The sequence below is a fragment of the Robbsia sp. KACC 23696 genome (assembly GCF_039852015.1).
In the GTDB taxonomy this organism is placed as follows: domain Bacteria; phylum Pseudomonadota; class Gammaproteobacteria; order Burkholderiales; family Burkholderiaceae; genus Robbsia.
On sequence record NZ_CP156627.1, the window covers coordinates 1,113,796 to 1,135,508 of the forward strand.

Annotated in this window: 20 protein-coding genes; 12 read left to right on the forward strand and 8 right to left on the reverse strand. The window is 61.3% G+C overall.

Going from position 1 to position 21,713, the window contains the following annotated elements; all coding sequences use genetic code 11:
• Window positions 1-314: 314 nt before the first annotated feature.
• The 5 genes from adhP to frc all read right to left on the reverse strand — a co-directional run bounded on the left by adhP (window position 315) and on the right by frc (window position 6,393).
• The gene (gene adhP / locus ABEG21_RS19490) at window positions 315-1,352 is read right to left on the reverse strand and encodes an alcohol dehydrogenase AdhP (protein WP_347557073.1); all 1,038 of its coding nucleotides are present in this window, start codon (window positions 1,350-1,352) and stop codon (window positions 315-317) included.
• 88 nt (window positions 1,353-1,440) lie between these two features.
• Window positions 1,441-2,124, reverse strand: coding sequence for a YoaK family protein (locus ABEG21_RS19495; protein ID WP_347557074.1), 684 nt, complete (start codon window positions 2,122-2,124; stop codon window positions 1,441-1,443).
• Between the two features lie 10 nt (window positions 2,125-2,134).
• On the reverse strand, window positions 2,135-3,316 hold the full coding sequence (gene yfdE, locus ABEG21_RS19500) for a CoA:oxalate CoA-transferase (RefSeq protein WP_347557075.1): 1,182 nt from the start codon (window positions 3,314-3,316) through the stop codon (window positions 2,135-2,137).
• Complete coding sequence (oxc, locus tag ABEG21_RS19505) at window positions 3,313-5,049, reverse strand: oxalyl-CoA decarboxylase (RefSeq protein ID WP_347557076.1); 1,737 nt, start codon at window positions 5,047-5,049, stop codon at window positions 3,313-3,315. Before oxc ends, yfdE begins: the two co-directional genes overlap by 4 nt.
• A gap of 93 nt (window positions 5,050-5,142) precedes the next feature.
• Window positions 5,143-6,393 (reverse strand): formyl-CoA transferase, encoded by a 1,251-nt coding sequence (frc, locus tag ABEG21_RS19510; protein WP_347557077.1) that lies wholly within the window; start codon window positions 6,391-6,393, stop codon window positions 5,143-5,145.
• Window positions 6,394-6,741: 348 nt separating this feature from the next.
• Between frc and ABEG21_RS19515 the strand changes: the two genes are divergently transcribed.
• Window positions 6,742-7,161 carry a RidA family protein gene (locus ABEG21_RS19515; RefSeq protein ID WP_347557078.1) on the forward strand — a complete coding sequence of 140 codons (420 nt, stop codon included), beginning with the start codon at window positions 6,742-6,744 and terminating at the stop codon, window positions 7,159-7,161.
• A gap of 91 nt (window positions 7,162-7,252) precedes the next feature.
• Here the strand turns inward: ABEG21_RS19515 and ABEG21_RS19520 are convergent, their stop codons facing one another.
• Window positions 7,253-7,969, reverse strand: a complete 717-nt coding sequence (locus ABEG21_RS19520) for an MgtC/SapB family protein (protein ID WP_347557079.1) — start codon at window positions 7,967-7,969, stop codon at window positions 7,253-7,255.
• A 300-nt stretch (window positions 7,970-8,269) separates the two neighbouring features.
• Here ABEG21_RS19520 and ABEG21_RS19525 point away from each other — a divergent pair, with 300 nt between their 5' ends.
• The 3 genes from ABEG21_RS19525 to ABEG21_RS19535 are packed head-to-tail and all read left to right on the forward strand — an operon-like array spanning window position 8,270 to window position 10,304.
• A complete protein-coding gene (locus tag ABEG21_RS19525; protein WP_347557080.1) occupies window positions 8,270-8,908 on the forward strand; it encodes a YbhB/YbcL family Raf kinase inhibitor-like protein in 639 nt (212 codons plus the stop codon).
• Entirely contained in the window at window positions 8,905-9,840 is a 936-nt protein-coding gene (locus tag ABEG21_RS19530) for an AraC family transcriptional regulator (RefSeq protein ID WP_347557081.1), read from the forward strand. Before ABEG21_RS19525 ends, ABEG21_RS19530 begins: the two co-directional genes overlap by 4 nt.
• Before the next feature lie 53 nt (window positions 9,841-9,893).
• Window positions 9,894-10,304 (forward strand): DUF2000 family protein, encoded by a 411-nt coding sequence (locus ABEG21_RS19535; RefSeq protein WP_347557082.1) that lies wholly within the window; start codon window positions 9,894-9,896, stop codon window positions 10,302-10,304.
• Between the two features lie 9 nt (window positions 10,305-10,313).
• Here ABEG21_RS19535 and puuE read toward each other — a convergent pair whose 3' ends face one another.
• Both puuE and ABEG21_RS19545 read right to left on the reverse strand, forming a co-directional pair.
• Window positions 10,314-11,249, reverse strand: a complete 936-nt coding sequence (puuE, locus tag ABEG21_RS19540; RefSeq protein ID WP_347557083.1) for an allantoinase PuuE — start codon at window positions 11,247-11,249, stop codon at window positions 10,314-10,316.
• Window positions 11,250-11,338: 89 nt separating this feature from the next.
• On the reverse strand, window positions 11,339-11,743 hold the full coding sequence (locus tag ABEG21_RS19545; protein ID WP_347557084.1) for a winged helix-turn-helix domain-containing protein: 405 nt from the start codon (window positions 11,741-11,743) through the stop codon (window positions 11,339-11,341).
• Window positions 11,744-12,204: 461 nt separating this feature from the next.
• Between ABEG21_RS19545 and ABEG21_RS19550 the strand changes: the two genes are divergently transcribed.
• The 8 genes from ABEG21_RS19550 (at window position 12,205) to ABEG21_RS19585 (ending at window position 21,709) form a co-directional block, all read left to right on the forward strand.
• Window positions 12,205-13,092: a MurR/RpiR family transcriptional regulator gene (locus ABEG21_RS19550; RefSeq protein WP_347557086.1), complete on the forward strand. Its 888-nt coding sequence runs from the start codon at window positions 12,205-12,207 to the stop codon at window positions 13,090-13,092.
• A gap of 71 nt (window positions 13,093-13,163) precedes the next feature.
• Entirely contained in the window at window positions 13,164-14,153 is a 990-nt protein-coding gene (locus ABEG21_RS19555) for an isoaspartyl peptidase/L-asparaginase (RefSeq protein WP_347557087.1), read from the forward strand.
• A 15-nt stretch (window positions 14,154-14,168) separates the two neighbouring features.
• Entirely contained in the window at window positions 14,169-16,109 is a 1,941-nt protein-coding gene (locus ABEG21_RS19560; protein ID WP_347557088.1) for a dipeptide ABC transporter ATP-binding protein, read from the forward strand.
• A 36-nt stretch (window positions 16,110-16,145) separates the two neighbouring features.
• Window positions 16,146-17,711, forward strand: a complete 1,566-nt coding sequence (gsiB, locus tag ABEG21_RS19565; RefSeq protein WP_347557089.1) for a glutathione ABC transporter substrate-binding protein GsiB — start codon at window positions 16,146-16,148, stop codon at window positions 17,709-17,711.
• A gap of 80 nt (window positions 17,712-17,791) precedes the next feature.
• On the forward strand, window positions 17,792-18,712 hold the full coding sequence (gene gsiC, locus ABEG21_RS19570) for a glutathione ABC transporter permease GsiC (protein WP_347557090.1): 921 nt from the start codon (window positions 17,792-17,794) through the stop codon (window positions 18,710-18,712).
• Between the two features lie 26 nt (window positions 18,713-18,738).
• Complete coding sequence (gene gsiD, locus ABEG21_RS19575) at window positions 18,739-19,680, forward strand: glutathione ABC transporter permease GsiD (protein WP_347557091.1); 942 nt, start codon at window positions 18,739-18,741, stop codon at window positions 19,678-19,680.
• Between the two features lie 38 nt (window positions 19,681-19,718).
• Window positions 19,719-20,846 (forward strand): P1 family peptidase, encoded by a 1,128-nt coding sequence (locus tag ABEG21_RS19580; RefSeq protein WP_347557092.1) that lies wholly within the window; start codon window positions 19,719-19,721, stop codon window positions 20,844-20,846.
• Window positions 20,847-20,872: 26 nt separating this feature from the next.
• Complete coding sequence (locus ABEG21_RS19585) at window positions 20,873-21,709, forward strand: M55 family metallopeptidase (protein ID WP_347557093.1); 837 nt, start codon at window positions 20,873-20,875, stop codon at window positions 21,707-21,709.
• Window positions 21,710-21,713 lie beyond the last annotated feature (4 nt).

Below are 21,713 nucleotides of genomic sequence, written 5' to 3' on the forward strand. Positions count from 1 at the left end.
GGTCAAACCCCGTGGTGTGATCCTATGTGCAGTAGCATGACATTGATTTTCTGAGGAGTCAACCTACTAGTAGGTTGTTTTTCGGCTGAATTGGGTGGGTAGGTGCATGCCATGGCGCAACGTGGGTGCGCAAGCCGGTTTGTGAGAATGGCGTTTAGCGCCTTTGGGGCTTTTTGTTACACCGAATGAGAGCGCGGCTTTGTCCATCTTGCGCGAGGGCGAGGATGGCCTGGTAGGGCAGACCGGAGCAGTGGCAGAGGTCCAGGCCTCCGAGGCGGCCGAGCGCGGTCTAACCACCACTTCGGCCGCCGCCCTTATCGCGCGACATCACCGAAATCGAGCACGACCCGGCCGTCGATGGCGCCGCGTCGCATGCGAGAAAAGACCTCGTTGATGTTTTCCAGGCGGTCGGTCGTGACGGTAGCGCTAACCTTGCCGTCGCCGGCGAAATCGAGTGCTTCCTGCAAGTCCAGACGCGTGCCGACGATGGAGCCGCGCACGGTAATGCCATTCAAGACCGTATCGAAAATCGACAGCGGGAAGTCTCCTGGCGGCAAGCCATTGAGTGACACGGTGCCGCCACGGCGGACCATGCCCATCGCTTGTTGAAAGGCTTTTGGCGAAACGGCAGTCACCAACACCCCCTGTGCGCCACCGATTTCTTTCTTGATATAAGCGGCGGGATCGTCATGCAGTGCATTGACGACCAGGTCCGCCCCCAAGGCTTTTGCAAGCGTCAATTTTTCGTCGTCTATATCGACGGCGACGACGTTGCGGCCCATCGCCTTCGCATACTGCACTGCCATGTGCCCGAGTCCGCCGATCCCGGAAATGGCGAGCCAGTCTCCCGGCTGCGTATCGGTCACTTTGATGCCTTTGTAGACGGTCACGCCGGCGCAGAGGATCGGTGATATCTCGATAAATCCAATGTTGGAAGGGAGATGCCCGACGTAGTTGGGATCGGCGATGACATATTCGGCAAAGCTGCCATTCACCGAATAGCCCGTATTCTGTTGCTCTCCGCACAAGGTTTCCCAACCGCCAAGGCAATGTGTGCAATGGCCGCAGGCCGTGTAAAGCCAGGGCACGCCTACGCGGTCGCCTTCCTTGACGTGCTTGACCCCGGCGCCGATTGCCGCCACATAACCGACGCCTTCATGTCCTGGAATAAAAGGCGGATTCGGCTTCACCGGCCAGTCTCCCTCCGCGGCATGCAAGTCCGTATGGCAGACGCCGGTAGCCGCCACCTTCACTAGTATCTGACCAGCGCCCGGTTCGGGCACGGCCCGCTCTTCGATGATCAATGGCGCACCGAATTCCCGTACCACCGCGGCTTTCATCGTTTTCGACATCTCGTTTCTCCAAGGTTGAAGTCGGCGCCTGTTAGGGGACGCGACTTCGGAAATGGCGTATGCGCGCAGCGCATTCGAATCGTCGTCGTCAGCTCTGCGGCCCGTGCAAAAGGTCGGCGGTGATCACGACCAGCAGCAGTGCGGGGACCAGTAACGGGAATGCGATCCAATGGGCGGTGAGCGCACCGAGGGCGGCGGCCAACGCATACGTCAGCCATGCCAGCCCGGGCAAGAGGACTTCGGCCAAATCGGGCCGCTTTTCAGTGCTTGCGCGGCGCGATAGAAAACGACCGACCACGGCGTCGGAGAACTTGACCATATTGTTGGTCACCACCAACGTCTGTAACGACACCGCGCCGAATCGACTGACCGTTTCCCCCTGCATGCCAAGCGCCAACGCCAGCATTGGCAGCTCTATCATGACCCTGAGTGCAGCATGCGTTCGAACGAAGCCGGCGCCCACCAACAGCACGGCCATCAAGGCCAACTCCAGCGGCGGCCGTCGCAGATGGCGGCGAATGAGGCTGGCGATAAAGCAGCCGATAAAAAATGCGCCGATCGCATAGCAGAGCAGGCCGAAGCGTGACCACTGCGCATTGGCGAGCGTCGATCCCAATTGGACCGTATTGCCGGTCATGATGGCTGGATAGATGTTGGCGGCATCGGTATAGCCGATGACTTCGACGAGGCCGCACACCATCGTCAGCATGACGACCCGCCGTATGCTGACGTGTAATGCCGTATCAGGTTCGGCTGCAACGGAGGTTTGCATGATGATCCTATCAAGTGGGCGTGATCGTCGGCCGATCTCCGAACTCGCGCCGTAACGATGCACCGTGCTGATCCAGTTCTGGCGCGGCCGGTCGGGTATCGCTGTCTGGATAACTGGCGAGTTTGATCGGGTTGCCCGGCATTTTCAGGCCGCCCGCGGATACCACCATCTTGCGTGCCTGGGTCTGGGGCAGGGCGGCGGCCTCGGCCACATCGAGAAGCGGTCCGACGGGAATGCCCGCCTCTTCGAGTCGGGCGATCCATTCGTGTGCAGATCGCGTGCGAAACGTCGACTGCAGGCTGGCTTTCAACGATGCGTGATTGTTCGTGCGTAAAACATTGCTTGCGTAGCGTGGATCGACAAGCAGCGCAGGCATCTCGAGCGTCGTGCAGAGCAATGTGAAAAGGTGATCGTTCCCACAGCAGAGTACGAAGGGCCGGTCCTTCGCATCGAAGGTGTCGAACGGCGTCATCGATGGATGGCGATTGCCGATGCGCGGCGGCGCCTCACCGGTCGCCGCCCAGGCCATGAAAGGATGTTCGAGGAAGGCCAGCGTGGCGTCGAACATCGCGATGTCGATGTGCGCGCCCTTACCGGTTCGCTCCCGATCGTAAAGCGCGGTGGCGATACCCGCGTAAAGATAGAGCCCGGCCGCGATATCGGAAATCGATGTCCCGACGCGTGTGGCGGGTCCGTCGTTGAAGCCGGTCGCGTCCATCAATCCGCTCATCCCTTGGATGATCGTGTCGTAGGCCGGCGCACGGCTGAGTGGACCGCTATGACCAAAGCCAGAAGAGGTGGCGTAGATGATACGAGGGTTGATCTGGCGTAGCGTGTCGAAGGAGAAACCGAGCCGATCCATGACGCCAGGACGAAAGTTTTCGACGACGACGTCGGCACGCGCGACCATATTGAGAAAGAGCGCCCGATCGACATCGACTTTGAGGTTCAGCGCGATGCTTTCCTTGCCGCGATTGACGCAGGCGAAGTAGAGCGACTTGTCGTCGACATAGGGGCCGTTTCGCCGCGTGTCGTCGCCGTCTGGCGGTTCGACCTTGATGACGCGTGCACCCATATCGGCCAGAATGGCGGTGCCGAAGGGGCCATTGATGACGTGGGTCAGATCCACCACTGTGATGTCCGACAGCGGGCCGGCAGGCCGATCCGGCAATCCGTTCGCGGCCGTATTCATGCTTTGCTCGCGACCGGCACGGTGGCGCGGGATGTGGGATTCAGTTTCTTCAAATGCCCGCTTTCGGTGCCGGCATGAATATCGATCGACACGTCGATCAGTGTCGGCATGCCACTGGAAAGCGCTTCGCGCAGCGCGCGCTGCAGCGCGTCCACCGTCTCGACGTGATAGCCGGTTCCGCCGAAGGCTTCGATCATTCGGTCATAGCGTGCCATGGCGGACAGCGTAGTCACACCGGGCAGCTGCCCATCCAGGCGGTTGACGTCGTCGCCGCGATAGATGCCGCCATTGTTGAGTACCACGACCGTCACCGGCAGCTTGTAGCGACAGATCGTCTCGATATCCATCCCGGAAAATCCAAAAGCGCTATCGCCGACCACCGCTAACACGGGCGCATCCTGTGTCACGGCCGCGGCGACGGCGAAACCCATGCCGATGCCCATCACCCCCCAGGTACCGACGTCCAGGCGTCGGCGCGGACGGGACATCGTGATGAGGTTGCGACCGACATCCAGTGTGTTCGCACCTTCGGCCACCAGATAGATATCGGGATAGTCACGCAGCACCGTATTGACCGTTCCGAGCGCGGCAAAGAAATCCATTGGTACAGGACGATTCGCCAGTTGCTTCACCATCTTCGCGACGTTCGCCGCTTTATGTGTTTCGATGGCGTCGCACCATGCCGCGGGTGCCTTTACCGGGATCGTGTCGAGCCCCTTCAAGAGCAGGCGCATCGATGAGGCAAGATCGCCGACGACGGGAGCATCGATCCGGCGGTTGCTGTCGATCTCGGTCGGTTCGATATCGATCTGGATCAGTTTGCCGTCGGCAGCCCATTGGGGCGCGCGGCCATGGCCCAACAACCAGTTCAGGCGTGCGCCAGCCAGCAGCACCACGTCCGCCTCGGCCAGTACTTTCGACCGCGCGCTGGCGGCTGATTGGGGATGATCGTCCGGCAATAAGCCTTTTGCCATCGACATCGGCAGAAAGGGGATGCCAGTCGTTTCGAGAAACGTCCGCAAGTCGCTTTCGATGCGCGCGTAGGACGCGCCTTTGCCGATGATGACCAAGGGGCGTTTGGCGGAGGACAGCAAGGCCAGGGCACGGTCGATGGCGCTGCCGTCGGGAATGCGGGCGGGTGCGGGGTCGACGACGTCGATCAGCGATGCAGTGCCTTGCGCGAGCGGCATCTGTGCCGGCAGGAGTGCGGCTGGTAAATCGAGATAGACGCCACCCGGGCGCCCGGACAAGGCGGCGCGGATCGCGCGTGCGACACCGATGCCGATATCCTCGACGCGGTCGATACGATAAGCGGCTTTGGCATAGGGCTTCGCCGCCTGTAGTTGATCGAGCTCCTCGTAATCGCCCTGTTGCAGGTCGACGATGGCGCGATTCGACGAGCCCGAGATCAGAATCATCGGGAAGCCGTTCGTCGTCGCGTTGGCCAACGCCACCATGCCGTTGAGGAAGCCGGGTGCCGACACCGTCATGCAGATGCCGGGCCATTGCTTCAAATAGCCGGAAACGGCGGCTGCGTGGCCCGCCGAGGTTTCATGTCTGAAGCCGAAGTATCGGATGCCCTTTTCTTGCGCCACACGCATCAGGTCCGTGACGGGAATGCCGGCCACGCCGTAGATCTCGGTGATCTTGTTGCGCCTCAGGGCATCGACGACCAGATTGAAACCATCGATCAAAGGGGCGTCCGTCAGGGCGCTCGGCGTGGACTCTGTCATTTTGGGATATCTCGTGAGTGACGTTGCCGCTGCGTGCGCGCGGCATCCGTTCGGTGCGATTGCACAGCGCACGCTTGCATACCAGGGGCAGTCTTAGATGACGCCCTGGTCCTTCAGCGTCGCGATGGCGTCCATGTCATAGCCCAGTGCTGTCAGCACCTCGACGTTATGCTCGCCGAGCAACGGTGCGCCGGTGATCGTCGGCGTGAAGCCGGAGAACTTGGGCGGGCAGCCGACGGTGTAGTAGGTGCCGCGCTCCTTGTGTTCGACCGCGACGATAGAGCCGTTTTCACGTAACGATTGATCGTGAAGCAGTTCTTTCGTGGTGAGGACGGGCCCGCAGGGAATCTCGAGCTTGCGCATGATCTCGACAATCTCGTGCTTGTCTTTGTTGATCGTCCACTTCTCGATTTCCCCGTAAATTTCGACCAAGTGGGGAATACGCGCATCGGGGGTCGCATATTTGGGATCCGTGATCCATTCCGGTCTGCCGATGGCGTGACAAACGTCTTGCCAGCCCCATGGCTGCAGAATGATATAGACGTAGTCGTTCGAGTCCGTTTCCCAATGCTTGCACTTGAACATCCAGCCAGGTACGCCGGACCCGGACGCGTTTTCGCCGCGCGGCACCGTGTCCCCGAAGGGCTTGTGCGGGTACTGCGGATATTCGGTCAGCTCGCCGGTGCGTTCGAGGCGTTGCTGGTCGCGAATCTTGACGCGGACCAGATTGAGCACCGCATCCTGCATCGACATGTAGACTTTTTGTCCCTTGCCGGTTTTCTCACGATGCAATAAGGCGGCGAGGATGCCGATCAGCAAATGCATGCCGGTATTGGAGTCACCGAGTGCAGCGGCGGAGATCAATGGACTGCCTTCAACGAGCCCGGTGGTGGACGCGGCGCCGCCGGCACATTGCGCGATGTCTTCGTAGGTTTTCAGGTCTTTATAGGGGGAGTTTTCCGGGAAACCCTTCACCGTCCCGTAGATGAGGCGGGGGTTAAGGGCATGGAGATGTTCCCAATCGAATCCCATCCTTTCCAATGCACCGGGCGCGAAATTCTCGACGAAAATATCGGATTCCTTCAGTATCTTCGTCAGGATCGCCTTGCCTTCCGGCATTTTGGTATTCAGCTCCAGCGAGCGCTTATTCGAATTGAGCATCGTGAAGTAAAGGCCATCCTTACCAGGAATGTCGCGAAGCTGCTCTCGCGTCACATCGCCTTTTCCGGGGAGCTCTATTTTCAAGACGTCGGCGCCGAACCACGCCAACATCTGCGTGCAAGACGGGCCTGCCTGCACACCGGTAAAGTCCACCACCTTGATGCCTTCGAGAGGGAGTGTCACGGTAAGCTCCTGAGCGAGATATGAAATGTCTTGAAGACACTATAGGCCGCGCTAAAGGACGCTTATTGATGTAGGTCAAGCGAGAGAGGATGAGCGTTGGGAGAGGAGAGTGTGCGCAAAAGCTCAAGCGCGGCGATCGGGGCCGACATGCTGCATCCGGTAATGAACTAGCTGGCGTCGCGCGTGCGATAAACCGCGTTTAAATGCATCTCATAATCGGATTTTCGGATTTTTCAGCGCAGCGATTCACAGAATTGCTATTATTCCGAGATAGCCGTCACAGACTTCCGCAACGCCTGCCTATTCGCTCGATTCCCTTACCACTCCATTCTCTAAACGAGGAACCCGATGTCTCAGACCGACAACCGCCAAGCTGGATTACCGACGTTTCTGATGGCGGACGCCGCACCAACGCCCGTGGGGCCGTTCTCTCACGCCGTGGAAACGGACGGATGGGTGTTCCTCACGGGTCAGATGCCGACGGATCCGGACGACGATGCCGCGCCGTTGCCGCAGGGCATCACCGCACAGACGCAGCGCGTGATGGACAACTTGATTTTGGTATTGAACGGCGTCGGTCTGTCGTTGGATAACGTTGTCAGCGTGCGGATCTATCTGACGGAGTTCGAGCGGGATTACGCGGCGATGAATGAGGCCTACAAGGCGTATTTCCTGCCCAAGCCCTTGCCCGCGCGGACGTGCATCGGTGTGACCGGCCTGGCACGCAAGGCGATCGTCGAGATCGATATGGTGGCGCGTCGTCCATGAGGCGATAGGGTCGCGTCGAGGGGCATCTTAGAAAATGCCTGGGCCACAAGAAAGCACCTCCCTCGACGCTGCACCGACATCCCACCCCCGTTCATTCGGTCGTGCTGGGACTCCAGAACGCCTGCCGAACGCCGGGTATGGCGGCTAGTTTCTGCACCAGATCGTCGAGCTCGTCACCATCGACCGATGTCGCGACCAGCGTCGCTTCAATCTCGATTTCGTCCTGGCCGAAGGCGTGCAAATCGAGATCGCGCGTGGGATGATCGCTGTCCTCCAACGCTTCCTCGAGCATCTTCATGATGCGTTTCTGATGCAGGCGCTCGGCGATCACGTGCACGGTATTGGTGACTTCGACCGATTGCACGTCGAGCGGCTGACGGTTGATCGAGTTGACGATTGGACGCAGCAGCGTATTCGCCGCCAATACCGCGAGCGTGCCGACAAGCGCTTCGCCGAGCAGGTCGGCGCCCGCTGCGGCACCTACGGCGGCAGAGCCCCACAATGTCGCGGCCGTATTCAAGCCGCGGACATTGCCTTCTTCGCGCATGATCACACCGGCGCCGAGGAACCCGACGCCGGATACGACATACGCCAGAACGTGTACGGCGCCCTGATGCCCGTCCAGACGGTTTGCCATATCGACAAAAACCGCCGCACCAACTGCCACCAGGACGTTGGTTCGCAAACCCGCCGTGCGCTGACGATACTGTCGTTCCAGACCGATCGCGCCACCCAGGATAAATGCTGCAATCAAACTGATGCAGGTATCCAGCAGTGAATCCAAGCGGAAATTGTGAAGTGCTTCCATAATCGCGTCCTTGCGTTAAGTCGATGGCGGTCCCTTTGGGCGTTTCGTAGCGCGGTGGATTATAGCCTTGTTGCATGACAGCAAAGCATCGTTGCCCGAAAATCGACGCTTTTGCGCCCGGTCTGATGAGACTTCAATGCTGCAAATGGACGACCCCTCAAACGGCGAACCGAAGCCCGTGCTTACCCGACATCGTCGATGTGGTCGAAGCCGGTGCGTGGCGGCGCATCGCGGCCGTCAAGCCGCCTTCGCCGTCGGATGCAATAATGCCTAAGGCTGTTAATTCCCATGGAGGCGTGCATGTTCAAGCGATTTTCGTCGAAGCCCCGGAATGTTCCGTCCGTTTCCCGCAGGCAGTCCTTCCGCAGCGAAGCGCCGCCGTGGCGGGGCGTGCTTCGGCTCGGCGCCATGCTCGTCGGCACCGGCGCTTTATTGGCATCGTTTGCCGCGGAAGCCGCGCCGGGCATGGTGATCAGCTCCAGTGCTTTTCGAGACGGCGGTCACTTACCGAGGCAGTACGCAGGGCCGGGCGAGTGCGGCGGCAAGAACATCAATCTCCCGGTGGCGTGGCGGAATCTGCCGGACGGCACGAAAAGCGTCGTGGTCACGCTGAAGGATCCGGACGGCGCGAAGGGCGCTGGTGTCACCCATTGGATCGTCTATAACATTCCGGCAGCCGTGAACGAAATCAAAGCCGGTCAGGTACAGAAGACCACCGGTAGCATGACCGTCGGCAAGAATACGGCGGGCGCCGAGGCGTATCGCGGTGCCTGTCCGCCGCTGGGGGACACGCCGCATCATTACATCCTGTCGGTCACGGCAACGGATCTCGCGCCCGGGAGTTTGCCTGCCGGCCTCGATACGGCATCGCTGCCGTCGGCGCTGGCGGGGCATACGCTGAACGGCCAGACGGTCGTGGCAACCTACGGGCGCCGATGACGATGCCCGGAAACTGGGTCGATCTGCGTCGCGATGCCGAGACGGGCATCGAAACGATACGCGCCCATTTTCAAGGGCATGCCTACGATGCGCACTGGCACGACAGTTATCTGCTCGGTGTGACGGAGCAGGGTGTCCAGCAATTCGATTGCCGGGGTCGGCGGGTGCACAGTCGACCCGGCCAGGTTTTTATGTTGGAGCCAGGCGAGATCCATAACGGCGATGCCCCAATGGACGAGGGCTTCACTTACGCCATGCTATATCTGCCGACGGCCTGGCTGGAGGGCGCGCTTCGCCAATGGCGCGATGCATCCGGGCTCCCGGACGGCGATCTTTGTTTTGCCCGGACGCTAGCCGATGCCCCCGCGCTGGGCGCGAGCATCAGGAAGGTGTTTGCGCTGTTACGGCAAATGCCACCGCGCATAACGCGCGACATTGCGGTCGATGCCTTGCTGACGCAGCTTACCGAACACAGTCATATCGGCAATAGCACGCGCGGTTTCGGCCGCGCCGGTGTATCCCGAAACGGCGCCTCCGTCGATCCCATCTGCGCCGATGCGTCGTTTGCACGCGATGAGCAGTCGGCCGTGGTCTTCGCCGCTCGGGCGCGCGACTATCTGCATGCCCATCTCGAAATAGATGTCGGGCTGGACGCGCTGGCAGAGGAATGCGGCACGGACCGTTTTACGCTGACGCGCGCATTCAAGGCGCGTTATGGCGTCGCGCCCCATGCTTATCTCGTGCAATTGCGTCTCGTCAGCGCCCGTGCGCGGCTGGCGCACGGCGAGCCGGTCGCCGATGTCGCTCAAGCGGTCGGCTTTGCCGATCAGAGCCATCTGGGCCGCTGGTTCCGACGTGTCTACGGTGTGCCGCCTGCGCAATATGGCAAGGCTGCACAAACGTTCCAGACAGCACCTTTCGGCCTCGGTTAGCGTGTACGTCACGTCGTATCAATGTCGATACGTGACGTCAACGAGGACAGGGGATGGGTTTCGATAGCAAAGTCGTGATCGCCGTGCGCGACGATCTGGCCGATTGGCAAAAACTGAATGTGGCGGCCTTTCTCGCTGGTGGCATCGCCGCCGCGGCGCCCGAGGCGATGGGTCAGCCTTACATCGATGCCGCGGGAAGGCGTTACGCTCCTTTATTGGGACAGCCGATGGCGATCCTGACAGGCGACGCGGCCGCATTGCAGCGCGCGGTATCGCAGGCACATCAACGTGAGCTGACGGTCACCGCTTTCGTCGCGGGCATGTTCACGACCGGTAACGATGCCGACAACCGAACCGTCTTTCAGCAGCAAACGGCGGAGGACGGCTTCCTCGTCGGTGTCGCCTTGCGCGGTGAGGGCAAGCAGGTCGACAAGGCGACGAAAGGATTATCCCGGCACGGCTGATCTATCGATTCAAGCGCGAACATGCGGATGATGCTGATGCCAGTGGCGTGCGATATCGTCGCGTCGGCAAATCCATACTTTGTCATGGCGCGCGACGTGATCGAGGAATCGCTGCAAGGCGACGAAACGGCCGGGACGGCCGAGGAGTCGACAATGCATGCCGACGGACATCATCTTTGGTGTCGATTCGCCCTCGGCATAAAGCACGTCGAAGGTGTCGCGAAGATAGACAAAGAACTGCTCTGCCGTATTGAAGCCTTGCGGCGTTGCAAAGCGCATATCGTTCGCATCGAGCGTGTAGGGCACGATCAATTGCGGGACGGTCTGTCCGTTACGGACAGGCACGTCGGTCCAGAAGGGCAGGTCGTCGCCGTAGTAGTCGGAGTCGTACAGGAAGCCGCCGTACTCCGCCACCAGCTGTCGCGTCTGCGGGCTGTCGCGGCCGGTGTACCAGCCGAGCGGGCGCGTGCCGGTCAGCGTGGTGATCGCTTCCATGCCGAGGCGCATATGCTCGGCTTCCTGATCCCGCGGCATGTCTTGATAATGAATCCAGCGCAAGCCGTGGCAGGCGATTTCATGGCCGAGTTCGGTGAAGGCGCTTGCCAGATCGGGATGGCGCTCCAAGGCCATCGCAACGGCGAAGACCGTCAGGGGCAGGCCGCGTTTCTCGAATTCCCGCAAGATCCGCCATACGCCCGCGCGCGAGCCGTACTCATAAATCGACTCCATGCTCATGTGTCGCGCCGGATACGATGCCGCACTGACGATCTCCGACAGAAACTGCTCGGAACCCGCGTCGCCATGCAAGACGTTATTCTCGCCGCCTTCCTCGTAATTGAGCACGAATTGCAGCGCGATACGGGCGCCGCCCGGCCAGCCGGCATGTACCGGATCGCGGCCATAGCCGATCATATCGCGTGGGTAAGCGGGGTCTTGCATGAGCATTCTCTCGGTCGTGGTCGATCTAGCGCCCTATCGTATCAGGCGATCGTTTTTTTCCGAAAGAACCGTGTGCTGTCGCGGCGGAGCGCGCCTTAGTTTGCCGTGCGCGGGGGAGCGATGCCGGCTGCGGACACGCCGCAAAGCAGATCGTTGACGCTGCCGGTCGCACGTTGCATGCAGCCGCCCAGATAATCGAGATGATCCATTGCGGCAGCCGTCAGCGTCACTTGCTTTCGGCGATTGTCGCTCGTGTCCTGCAACATCAGCCAGCCTTTCGTGCGCATGGCCTGTAAGCGGCGAAACACACGAGTCGGCGAGCCGAGGCGGGTAATGCCGATCAGGTCGCGCACGCACAAGCGCTCCTGCGTACTCTGACGCAACGCGACGGTGTGGAGAATCTGCTCTTCGATGGCGTCGAGCTCGGGGAGCGGCACGGCCATCGACGGACCCTGCACTTTGTGCAGGAACTGAATATAAAGATCGGCGGGGCGTGTCATGCGCGAACGGTTTCCTATCGGACAGTATTGTCCTCACGAGAAAGGGGCCGGCGGAATGATGCGGCGTCGTATGGGGAACCGATAATTCGGCCCACCCGACTAGTATATCAGTAGTATTTTAATATAGGGTGGTGTTTTTTCTGAACAAACTGAACAAGCATCGTCTGCGCATCGACCCGCGGTGGCGGCATTTATGCGCGGTGGGGGCGACCGCTCGGGTTGCCCGATAGGGAGCCGCTGCCGGTTTGGTGTTATCGAAGCGATGACGGTTCCACAGCGCTGGCGCGTCGGCGCTGGGTGCCCGGCGCGAGGGTCCTGCACGGCAAGCAGCGCGTCATTATATGCGACAGGGCGTCGGCAGCGATCTCAAAAAATCCCCCAATGATATTTTTTTTTCATTATTATCCTTTCAATGAAAATTAATAGTCACTGACGATCGCGTCGGTGACAGGCCTCATTCCATGCCAGAAAACGACGACAACCAGCCGATTGCCACCCGGATCAACCGGGCGCGACCGACGCTGACCAGCGCCCACCAGCGTCTGGCCGACTATGTGTTGTCGCATCCGTTGCAGGTCGCGACGATGCCGATCGACGAACTCGCGGGCGCCGTCGGCGTGTCCATCGCCACGGCGAATCGCTTCGCTCGCGCGATCGGACTCGATGGCTATCCGATGCTTCGCGCCGAATTGGTCCGGGGTTTCGAGACGATGCTGGCGCCGTTGGAAAAGATGCGCGTGAAGCTGGAAAAGCCGAGCAGCATCGTCGATGTTTTTGCGACAGCGCTGGAAGAAAGCCAGCGCAATATCGCTGCCACACGCGATGCGTTGGATCCGGCGTCCTGCGAGGCCGCCGTTGCCGCGATCCTGAAAGCGCGGCGGATCTATCTTGCCGGTTTCGGTGCAAGCGGCTGGCTCGCCGGTCTGTTGCAACGCGGCCTGGATCCGTTCTGCGACAACGTGCAGTTGCTTGCCGGCGTGGGCGGGGCATCCTACGGCGCGCGTCTGCTTGCGGCCGCGCGGCAGGACGACCTGCTGATCGCGATTGCTTATCCACGTTATCTGGCCGATACGGTGCTCCTGGCCGAGACGGCGGCCGCGCGCAATATGCAGGTACTGGCGTTGACCGACGGCCGTCATTCGCCGCTGGTGCCGCACGCGAATATCTGCCTGTATGCGCAGACCGATAACCATTTCAGCCCGAGCGCCGATTCGGCGGGGCTGGCCTTGATCGAGGGCCTGTCCGCGGCGGTCGCGCATCAATCGCGCGAAACGATACGGAACGCGGCTCGGATCACCGACGCCGTGTTGCCTTGGTTGCATCAGGGTTCGCGCGACCGGAAGCGATAGCGGCGGCGCGCCCTTTGATGTCGCGATGTCCCGCCCAAGACGCATCTTTTTAAGATTTCAGGAAACTTTTCATGTCGACGTATTTCGCCGCGCCACCCGGCGCGCCCGTTCCGGTCATCGCGATCCATGGGGGCGCCGGCACCATGAGCCGCGCCTTGATCAGCGACGAGAACACGCGCGATTTTCAGCAGGCCCTGCGGGACATCGTTGCTGCTGGCCAGGACGTGCTGGCGCGTGGCGGCAGCGCGATGGATGCCGTATGCCTGGCCGTCTCCTTATTGGAAGACTGTCCCTTATTCAACGCGGGGCATGGTGCGGTCTATACGGCGGCCGGCACGCATGAGCTGGATGCGGCGGTCATGGATGGCGCGACGCGCGCCGCCGGCGCCGTGACCGGCATCAACCACGTGCGCAATCCGATTCTGGCCGCGCGGGCCGTGATGACACGGACCAAGCACGTATTGATCGGCGGCGAGAGCGCGGAAGCGGTGGCACGCGACGCCGGACTGCAAATGGTTGAGCCGGCGTATTTCGCGACTGCCGCCCGTCTGGTGCAGTTGCAAGCGGCGCAAGCGGGCGACGCGGGCGCCGTGCTGGATCACGACGGTGCGTCGGCCTTGCAAGCGCGTCCCTTGGATGAAGGCAAGAAATTCGGGACAGTCGGCGCGGTGGCGCTGGATGCGCACGGTCATCTGGCTGCCGCGACCTCCACCGGCGGCATGACGAACAAGCGGGTTGGCCGGATCGGTGACAGTCCGCAAATCGGCTCGGGCACGTTCGCGGACGACCGGCAGGCAGCGGTTTCCTGTACCGGTCATGGTGAATCCTTTATCCGGACCGTCGCCGCGCACCACGTCTGCATGCGTATGGCCTATGGCGGTGAATCGTTGCAACAGGCCAGTGAAGCGGTCGTCCACGAGGTGTTGATGGAGATCGATGGACGGGGTGGTTTGATCGCCGTCGATGCCCACGGCAATGTCAGCCTGCCCTTCAACACCGAAGGCATGTATCGCGGTTATGGCCGTGTCGGCGAGACGCCCAGCGTCGCCATCTTCAATTGACGTATTTATTCTGATATGAGTTCGATCCGATCCCACGCGACGGCGCACAACGCCGCAGATCTGTTGCCGCAGCGGGTCCTGGAAGTCGATGACCTGACGGTGCGTTTCGCGACGTCGGAGCGCACGGTGGATGCCGTGCGTCATTTGTCGTTTCACGTAGACCGTGGAGAAACACTGGCGATCGTCGGTGAATCCGGTTCCGGCAAATCGGTCACGTCGCTGGCGCTAATGCGACTGGTGGAACACGGCGGAGGCAAGCTCCTGCACGGCGGCATGCGTTTGCGTCAACGCGACGGACGGATTCTCGATCTGCATGACGCGTCCGCCGCGACGATGCGTGCGGTACGCGGCGCGGATATGGCGATGATCTTCCAGGAGCCGATGACATCGCTGAACCCGGTCTTTACGGCCGGCGAGCAGATCGCCGAGTCGATTCGGCGACATCAGGGGATGGACCGAGCCGCCGCCCGCGCCGAGACGCTGCGGATGCTGGAGCTTGTCCGTATCCCGGAAGCGCGCAATGTGCTCGATCGCTATCCGCATCAGTTGTCGGGGGGCATGCGCCAACGCGTGATGATCGCGATGGCCTTGTCGTGCAAGCCGCAATTGCTGATTGCCGATGAACCGACAACGGCGCTGGACGTGACGATCCAGGCACAGATTCTCCAGCTGATCCGCCAATTGCAGGACGATATGCAGATGGGCGTGATCTTCATCACGCACGACATGGGCGTGGTTGCCGAGGTGGCGGACCGCGTGCTGGTGATGTTCCGTGGCGACAAGGTGGAGGAAGGCGCATCGAGCGAGATTTTTGCGACGCCGTCGCATCCGTACACGAAGGCCTTGTTGTCGGCCGTCCCGAAATTGGGCGCGATGCGCGGCACGAACCTGCCACGTCATTTCGACCTGCTGAAATCGGATGCGAAGGGCGCGGCCTCCGTCGCCGATACCGAAAGCGCCGCTCAGTCGGACGCGGACCTGCCGCATAGCCCGGCGATCGACACGCGTACCGTCGGCGCCGCGCCGATCTTGCGCGTGAAGGATCTGGTCACACGCTTCGATCTGCGCTCCGGATTATTCAATCGCACGACGCGTCGGGTGCATGCGGTCGAACGCGTGAGCTTCGACCTCTATCCGGGGGAGACGCTTGCGCTGGTAGGCGAGTCCGGATGCGGCAAGTCGACGACCGGTCGCTCGCTGCTGCGCCTGGTGGACAGTCAAAGCGGCGCCATCGAATTCGGTGGCCGCAATATTCTGAACCTGCCCAAGCAACAGGTGCAGTCGCTGCGTCGCGATATTCAATTTATTTTCCAGGACCCGTTCGCGTCGCTGGATCCTCGCATGACCGTGGGCTATTCGATCATGGAGCCGTTGCTGGTCCACAAGACGATGGCAAACCAACGGGAAGCGCAGAAACGCGTGGACTGGTTGCTGGAAAAGGTCGGCCTGCCGCCGGAATACGCCCAACGTTATCCGCATGAATTCTCCGGTGGGCAACGCCAGCGCATCGCGATCGCGCGCGCATTGGCGCTGAACCCGAAGGTGGTGGTGGCCGATGAATCGGTCTCCGCGCTCGACGTGTCGATTCAAGCGCAGATCGTCAATCTGATGATGGATCTGCAACGCGATCTCGGCGTCGCTTTCCTGTTCATTTCGCACGATATGGCCGTGGTCGAACGGATCAGCCATCGCGTCGCGGTGATGTTTTTAGGACAAATCGTCGAGATCGGGCCGCGCCGCGCGATTTTCGAGAATCCGCAGCATGCCTATACCCGCAAGTTGATGGGCGCCGTGCCGATCGCCGATCCGGCGCGGCGTCATCTGAAACGCGTTTTATTGGAAGGCGATATTCCCAGCCCGATCCGCCGGGTGGGTGACGAACCGGATGTCTTGCCGCTCGTGGAGGTCGGGCCGGGGCATTATGTGGCGCGTCACAAAGTGGCGGGTATGTATTGAAGTGCGACAAGTCTTCTTGATCCTGGAGTGTTCCAAATGAAATACGTCTCTTCCAACGGCCGCTTCGCATTGTATGCGATTGCCGGCGTGCTGGCCGCCACCACGCTGTGCGCGAGTGGCGCCGCGTTCGCGGCGGCCAATCCGGTCCTCGCCATCGCGCAGGAGCCGGATTCGCTCGATCCGTACAACACCAATATGACGTTCGCCCAGGCGATCACCAAGTCCTTCTACGAAGGCTTGTTTCGCTTCGACAAGGACTTGAAGATCGTGCCGGTGCTGGCCACCGGGTATGACATGTCGAAGGATGGGACCGTCTATACGTTCAAGCTGCGAAAAGGCGTGAAGTTCCAGGACGGTACCGACTTCAATGCCGATGCGGTGAAGGTCAACCTCGAACGCGCGATGGCGCCGGAAAACCACCTGATTCGTGCGCCGCAGTTCAACCGCATTGTGAAGGTGGAGGCGGTCGATCCGCTGACTGTTCGCATCACGTTGAAGGAACCGTTCGCGCCGTTCATCAATTCGCTGGCGCATCCGAGCGCGGCGATGATTTCGCCGACGGCATTGAAGAAGTACGGCAACAAGGACATCGCGTTTCACCCGGTGGGTACCGGTGAATTCGAACTGGTCAGCTTCGATCAGAAGGATGGCGTGAAGCTGAAGAAGTTCGACGGTTATTGGAACAAGGGCTTTCCGAAGGTCGATGGCCTGACCTGGAAGCCGGTCGCCGAGAATGCGACGCGTGCGGCGATGCTGCAAACCGGCGAGGCGGACTTCGCCTATCCGCTGCCGTACGAGCAAGCGGCGCAATTGAAGGCGGATAGCAAGCTGGATGTGGTGACGTCGAAGTCGATCGTGACGCGCTTCATCGGCTTCAACATGCTGCAAAAGCCCTTCACCGACGCGCGGGTCCGTCAGGCGATCGCCTATGCGATCAACAAGCCGGCCCTGGTCAAGGTGGCATTTAACGGCTATGCGATCCCGGCCGAAGGCATCGTGCCGCAGGGCATTCCGTTTGCCGAGAAGATGGCGCCGATTCCGTACAACCCGGTGAAAGCGCGTGAGTTGCTGAAGGAAGCTGGCTATCCGAACGGTTTCGAGACGACGCTCTGGTCCGCCTACACGACGACGACCGCGCGCAAGACCATCGAGTTCGTGCAGCAACAACTGGCGCAAGTCGGTATCAAGGTGCAGATCGAAGCGCTGGAAACCGGTAAACGCGTGCAGTTGGTCGACTCCTGGCCGGACCCGAACACAGCGAAGATGCGCATGTATTACACCGGGTGGTCGTCCTCGACCGGCGAAGCCGATTGGGCGCTCCGTCCGTTGTTCGCGTCTGAGGCCTGGTCGCCGAAGCTGAACAATATGACCTATTACAAGAACGATCTGGTCGATACCGATATCGCGAAGGCGCTGGTCTCCACGGACAACACCGAGAAAGCCGCTTTGTACAAGGCCGTGCAGGATCAGTTGGCCAAGGATCTGCCGCGCATCCCCTTGGTGACGGAAGAGAACGTGTCCGGCAATACGAAACGGTTGAGCGGCGTCTACGCCCAGCCGGACGGCAATATCGATATTTACAACATCGCCGTATCGAAGTAAGCGGCAGCGCGGCGGGGCGTGTCGATGCCCCGCCGCGCCCGCACCCTGATTTATTGGACGCCGCGTAAGCGGCCAAAGCGATGCTGAACTATTTTCTGAAACGGCTGCTCGGCTTGATTCCCACCTTGCTGATCGTGGCCGTGCTGGTATTCCTGTTCGTGCACCTGCTGCCCGGCGATCCGGCGCGGCTGGCCGCGGGCCAGGATGCCGATGAGGCGACGGTGACGATGGTGCGTCACGAGCTCGGCCTCGATCTGCCGCTGCCGCAGCAATTCATCGCGTTTTTTTCGCGCATGGTGCGCGGTGATTTCGGCGTGTCGATCCGGACCAATCGCCCGGTTTCCGAGGAGATCGGCGTGCGTTTCATGCCGACCTTCCTGCTGACGTTGACCAGCATGGTGTGGTCGACCTTGTTTGGCTTGATCATCGGCATCGTCTCGGCCGTGTATCGCAACCGTTGGCCCGATCGACTCGGCATGACGATCGCGGTGTCCGGCATTTCCTTCCCCGCGTTTGCGCTGGGCATGATGCTGATGCAGCTGTTCTCGGTGAAGCTCGGATGGTTTCCCACCGTCGGGGCGGATACCTGGCGTCACTACGTGCTGCCCTCGCTGACGCTCGGCGCCGGCGTCGCGGCTGTGATGGCGCGGTTTACGCGCGCCTCCTTCGTGGAAGTGGTGCAGGAGGATTTCGTTCGTACGGCGCGCGCGAAAGGCTTGAGCGAGCCGGTGGTGGTGCTGAAGCACTGCCTGCGTAATGCCTTGATCCCCGTCGTGACGATGATGGGATTGCAATTCGGTTTTCTATTGGGCGGTTCGATCGTCGTCGAAGCGGTGTTCAACTGGCCGGGCCTCGGCCGTCTGCTCGTCGACTCCGTCAGCGCGCGGGACTATCCGGTCATCCAGACGCTGGTCCTGTTGTTCTCGCTGGAATTCATCCTGATCAATCTGGTCGTCGACATGCTGTATGGCCTGATCAATCCGACCATCCGCTATAAATAAGATAGATCGCTAGGCAGAACATCATCATGACGGCATCCTCGACCCCCGTTTCCGGTACGCCCACCGCTTCCCCGGTGCCGCCGCCGATCCCGACCGGGCCCGCGCCGGTGGCCGGCGCCGTACGCACGCCTTGGCGCGAGTTCTGGCGAAAATTCAAGAAGCAGAAAGTGGCGGTTATCGCCTTGGTATTTATCGCCGCGCTGGTGATCGCCGCGATTTTCGCGCCGCATCTGAGTCCCTACGATGCCGAGAACTACGCGGACTACGATCATATCGATCAGGGGCCGTCCGCACTCCACTGGTTCGGCGTCGACGCGATGGGACGCGACATCTTCAGCCGTATCCTGATGGGTGCGCGTATTTCGCTGGCGGCGGGATTCCTCTCGGTCGTCATCGGTTGCATCATCGGCACCTTGTTCGGATTGTTGGCCGGCTACTATGAAGGCTGGTGGGATCGCGTGACGATGCGCGTGTGCGACGTGCTGTTCGCCTTTCCAGGCATTCTGCTGGCGTTGGGCGTGGTGGCGATACTGGGCAGCAGCATGACCAATGTGGTCGTGGCGGTCTCGGTATTCAGCGTGCCGGCCTTTGCGCGCCTGGTGCGCGGCAATACGCTGGTGTTGAAGCAATTGACGTATATCGAGTCGGCGCGCAGCATCGGCGCGAGCGATTGGACGATCATGTTGCGGCACATTCTGCCGGGCACGATCTCGTCGATCGTCGTGTATTTCACGATGCGCGTGGGCACCTCGATCATTACCGCGGCCAGCTTGTCCTTCCTGGGCATGGGCGCACAACCGCCTACGCCGGAATGGGGGGCCATGCTGAACGATGCGCGCGCCGACATGGTCAACGCGCCGCACGTGGCGATTTTCCCCAGCCTGGCGATTTTCCTGACGGTGCTGGCATTCAATTTGTTGGGCGACGGCTTGCGCGATGCGCTGGACCCGAAGATCGACCGCCAGTAAGCGCTTGAACGCGCTTTCTCAGAAATAGCCTGAACACGATGAACGAGTTTCGAGATAACCCGGCCGCCAAAGCCTCGGCATCCGCGCCACGGCAGGTGCCTGTCATCGGCCTGCTGCCGGCGGGACCGCGCGATGCCATTACCGATGTGCCGGGTGTCCGTGTCGGACACGTCACGCTGGCGGATGGCGCGTTGCAAACCGGTGTGACGGTGATCCATCCGCATGCCGGCGATCCCTATCGCGACAAGGTGCCCGCGGCGTCGGCGGTCATCAATGGCTTCGGCAAGAGCATCGGTCTGGTCCAGCTCGACGAGCTGGGGCAGTTGGAGACGCCGATCGCGTTGACCAATACCTTTTCGGTCGGCACGGTCGGACAGGCGCAAATTCGCCAGGCGCTTGCATCGCATCCCGAAATTGGCCGCGGACTACCCACCGTCAACCCGCTCGTGCTCGAATGCAACGACGGCTATTTGAACGATATCCAACAAATGGCGGTCAGTGAGGCGGACTACCGGCGCGCGAGCGACGGTGCGACGCAATTCGTGCCGCAAGGGTCCGTCGGCGCCGGCCGCGGTATGTCCAGCTTCCAGATGAAAGGCGGCATCGGCACGGCCTCGCGTACGGTAGAACTGACCACGCCTGCGTCCGGTGACGCTGCGGAAAGCAATCGCCGCTATACGGTGGGGGCGTTGGTGCTGTCGAACTACGGACGGCTGCCGAACCTGATCTGGGGCGGGGACGTTCTCGGTCCCCGCATCGCGGCCATGCTCGATGCCGAGGTCAATGCGATCGATCCCGAAAAAGGATCGATCATCATGATCATCGCTACCGATGCACCATTGGATGCGCGGCAATTGCGTCGGCTTGCCGGCCGCGCCGCGGCCGGTCTGGCGCGTACCGGTTCCAGCTATGGCCATGGCAGTGGCGATATTGCGTTGGCCTTCAGCACTGCCTACACGATTCCGCATACGCCGGATCGGCCCATGCCGGCCGTGACGACGGTCCACGAGACGCGCATCGACGCTTTGTTCCAAGCGGCTGCCGATAGCGTCGAGCAGGCGATCATCCACGCGCTGTGGCATGCCGAGCCCGTAACGGGTCGCGATGGTCAATCGCGCGCCCCTATACGCGATGTATTGGCCCGACTCGATGCCCGGACGACCTAGTCCTTTCCTCCCATCAAGCGATCTAGATGAAGATTCTGATTTCCGCCGATATCGAAGGCGTCGCCGGCGTCTACCACCACGAGCAGGTGCGCCCAGGCAATCCCGAATATGAGCGTGCGCGTCGTCTGATGGCCGCGGAAGCGAGCGCCGCTGTCGCGGGAGCGTTCGATGGCGGGGCGACCGAGGTGTATGTGAACGACTCACACGGCGGCTTCCGCAATATGCCGCCGGATCTGCTCGACGAGCGGGCGCAGGTCATCCAAGGCAAGCCGCGTTATCTTGGAATGGTCGCCGGCGTCGAGCTGGGCATCGACGGCGTCTGCCTTCTCGGCTATCACTCGCGGGCGCAAGGGCGGGGCATTCTCGCCCACACGATCAACAGCTTCGCCTTCGCGCGCGTCTGCGTCAACGGCCAGGAGCTCGGCGAGGCCGGACTGTACGGTGCCTTGGCCGGGGCGTACGACGCACCCGTCATCATGGGCAGCGGCGACGATGTGTTCATCGACGAAAACCGTTCGCTTTTTCCTCATGCGGTCTTTGTGCAGACGAAGCGCGCCACCGGTCAGTTGAGCGGCATCAGTCTGTCGCCGACGCGATCATGCGCGGCAATTCGAGATGGCGTGCAGCAAGCGGTCAAGGCCCAAGCGGGCACCATGGCAGGCTCGCGGCCGACGCCGCTCCGCCTTGACGCACCGATGCGGATTACGGTGCAGACACAGACACCGGCCCAGGCCGACTTGTTCTGCCAGTGGCCGACGCTGACCCGCACCGACGGGGATGCGCTGGCCTTCGACGCAGCCGATATCGAGACGGCGATCCGCATGCTGAATAGTCTGTCCGCGATGTCGTCGATGTTGCGATAGACGC

Excerpts from the sequence above, each read along its gene's own strand:
- ABEG21_RS19525 (WP_347557080.1), top strand. The coding sequence starts at position 8,270 with ATGTTCAAGCGATTTTCGTCGAAGCCCCGGAATGTTCCGTCCGTTTCC.
- ABEG21_RS19555 (WP_347557087.1), top strand. The coding sequence starts at position 13,164 with ATGTCGACGTATTTCGCCGCGCCACCCGGCGCGCCCGTTCCGGTCATC.
- gsiB (WP_347557089.1), top strand. The coding sequence starts at position 16,146 with ATGAAATACGTCTCTTCCAACGGCCGCTTCGCATTGTATGCGATTGCC.
- ABEG21_RS19550 (WP_347557086.1), top strand. The coding sequence starts at position 12,205 with ATGCCAGAAAACGACGACAACCAGCCGATTGCCACCCGGATCAACCGG.
- ABEG21_RS19495 (WP_347557074.1), bottom strand. The coding sequence starts at position 2,124 with ATGCAAACCTCCGTTGCAGCCGAACCTGATACGGCATTACACGTCAGC.
- ABEG21_RS19535 (WP_347557082.1), top strand. The coding sequence starts at position 9,894 with ATGGGTTTCGATAGCAAAGTCGTGATCGCCGTGCGCGACGATCTGGCC.
- yfdE (WP_347557075.1), bottom strand. The coding sequence starts at position 3,316 with ATGAATACGGCCGCGAACGGATTGCCGGATCGGCCTGCCGGCCCGCTG.
- ABEG21_RS19560 (WP_347557088.1), top strand. The coding sequence starts at position 14,169 with ATGAGTTCGATCCGATCCCACGCGACGGCGCACAACGCCGCAGATCTG.
- ABEG21_RS19520 (WP_347557079.1), bottom strand. The coding sequence starts at position 7,969 with ATGGAAGCACTTCACAATTTCCGCTTGGATTCACTGCTGGATACCTGC.
- puuE (WP_347557083.1), bottom strand. The coding sequence starts at position 11,249 with ATGCTCATGCAAGACCCCGCTTACCCACGCGATATGATCGGCTATGGC.
- oxc (WP_347557076.1), bottom strand. The coding sequence starts at position 5,049 with ATGACAGAGTCCACGCCGAGCGCCCTGACGGACGCCCCTTTGATCGAT.
- gsiC (WP_347557090.1), top strand. The coding sequence starts at position 17,792 with ATGCTGAACTATTTTCTGAAACGGCTGCTCGGCTTGATTCCCACCTTG.
- gsiD (WP_347557091.1), top strand. The coding sequence starts at position 18,739 with ATGACGGCATCCTCGACCCCCGTTTCCGGTACGCCCACCGCTTCCCCG.
- ABEG21_RS19580 (WP_347557092.1), top strand. The coding sequence starts at position 19,719 with ATGAACGAGTTTCGAGATAACCCGGCCGCCAAAGCCTCGGCATCCGCG.
- ABEG21_RS19515 (WP_347557078.1), top strand. The coding sequence starts at position 6,742 with ATGTCTCAGACCGACAACCGCCAAGCTGGATTACCGACGTTTCTGATG.
- ABEG21_RS19585 (WP_347557093.1), top strand. The coding sequence starts at position 20,873 with ATGAAGATTCTGATTTCCGCCGATATCGAAGGCGTCGCCGGCGTCTAC.
- ABEG21_RS19545 (WP_347557084.1), bottom strand. The coding sequence starts at position 11,743 with ATGACACGCCCCGCCGATCTTTATATTCAGTTCCTGCACAAAGTGCAG.
- ABEG21_RS19530 (WP_347557081.1), top strand. The coding sequence starts at position 8,905 with ATGACGATGCCCGGAAACTGGGTCGATCTGCGTCGCGATGCCGAGACG.
- adhP (WP_347557073.1), bottom strand. The coding sequence starts at position 1,352 with ATGTCGAAAACGATGAAAGCCGCGGTGGTACGGGAATTCGGTGCGCCA.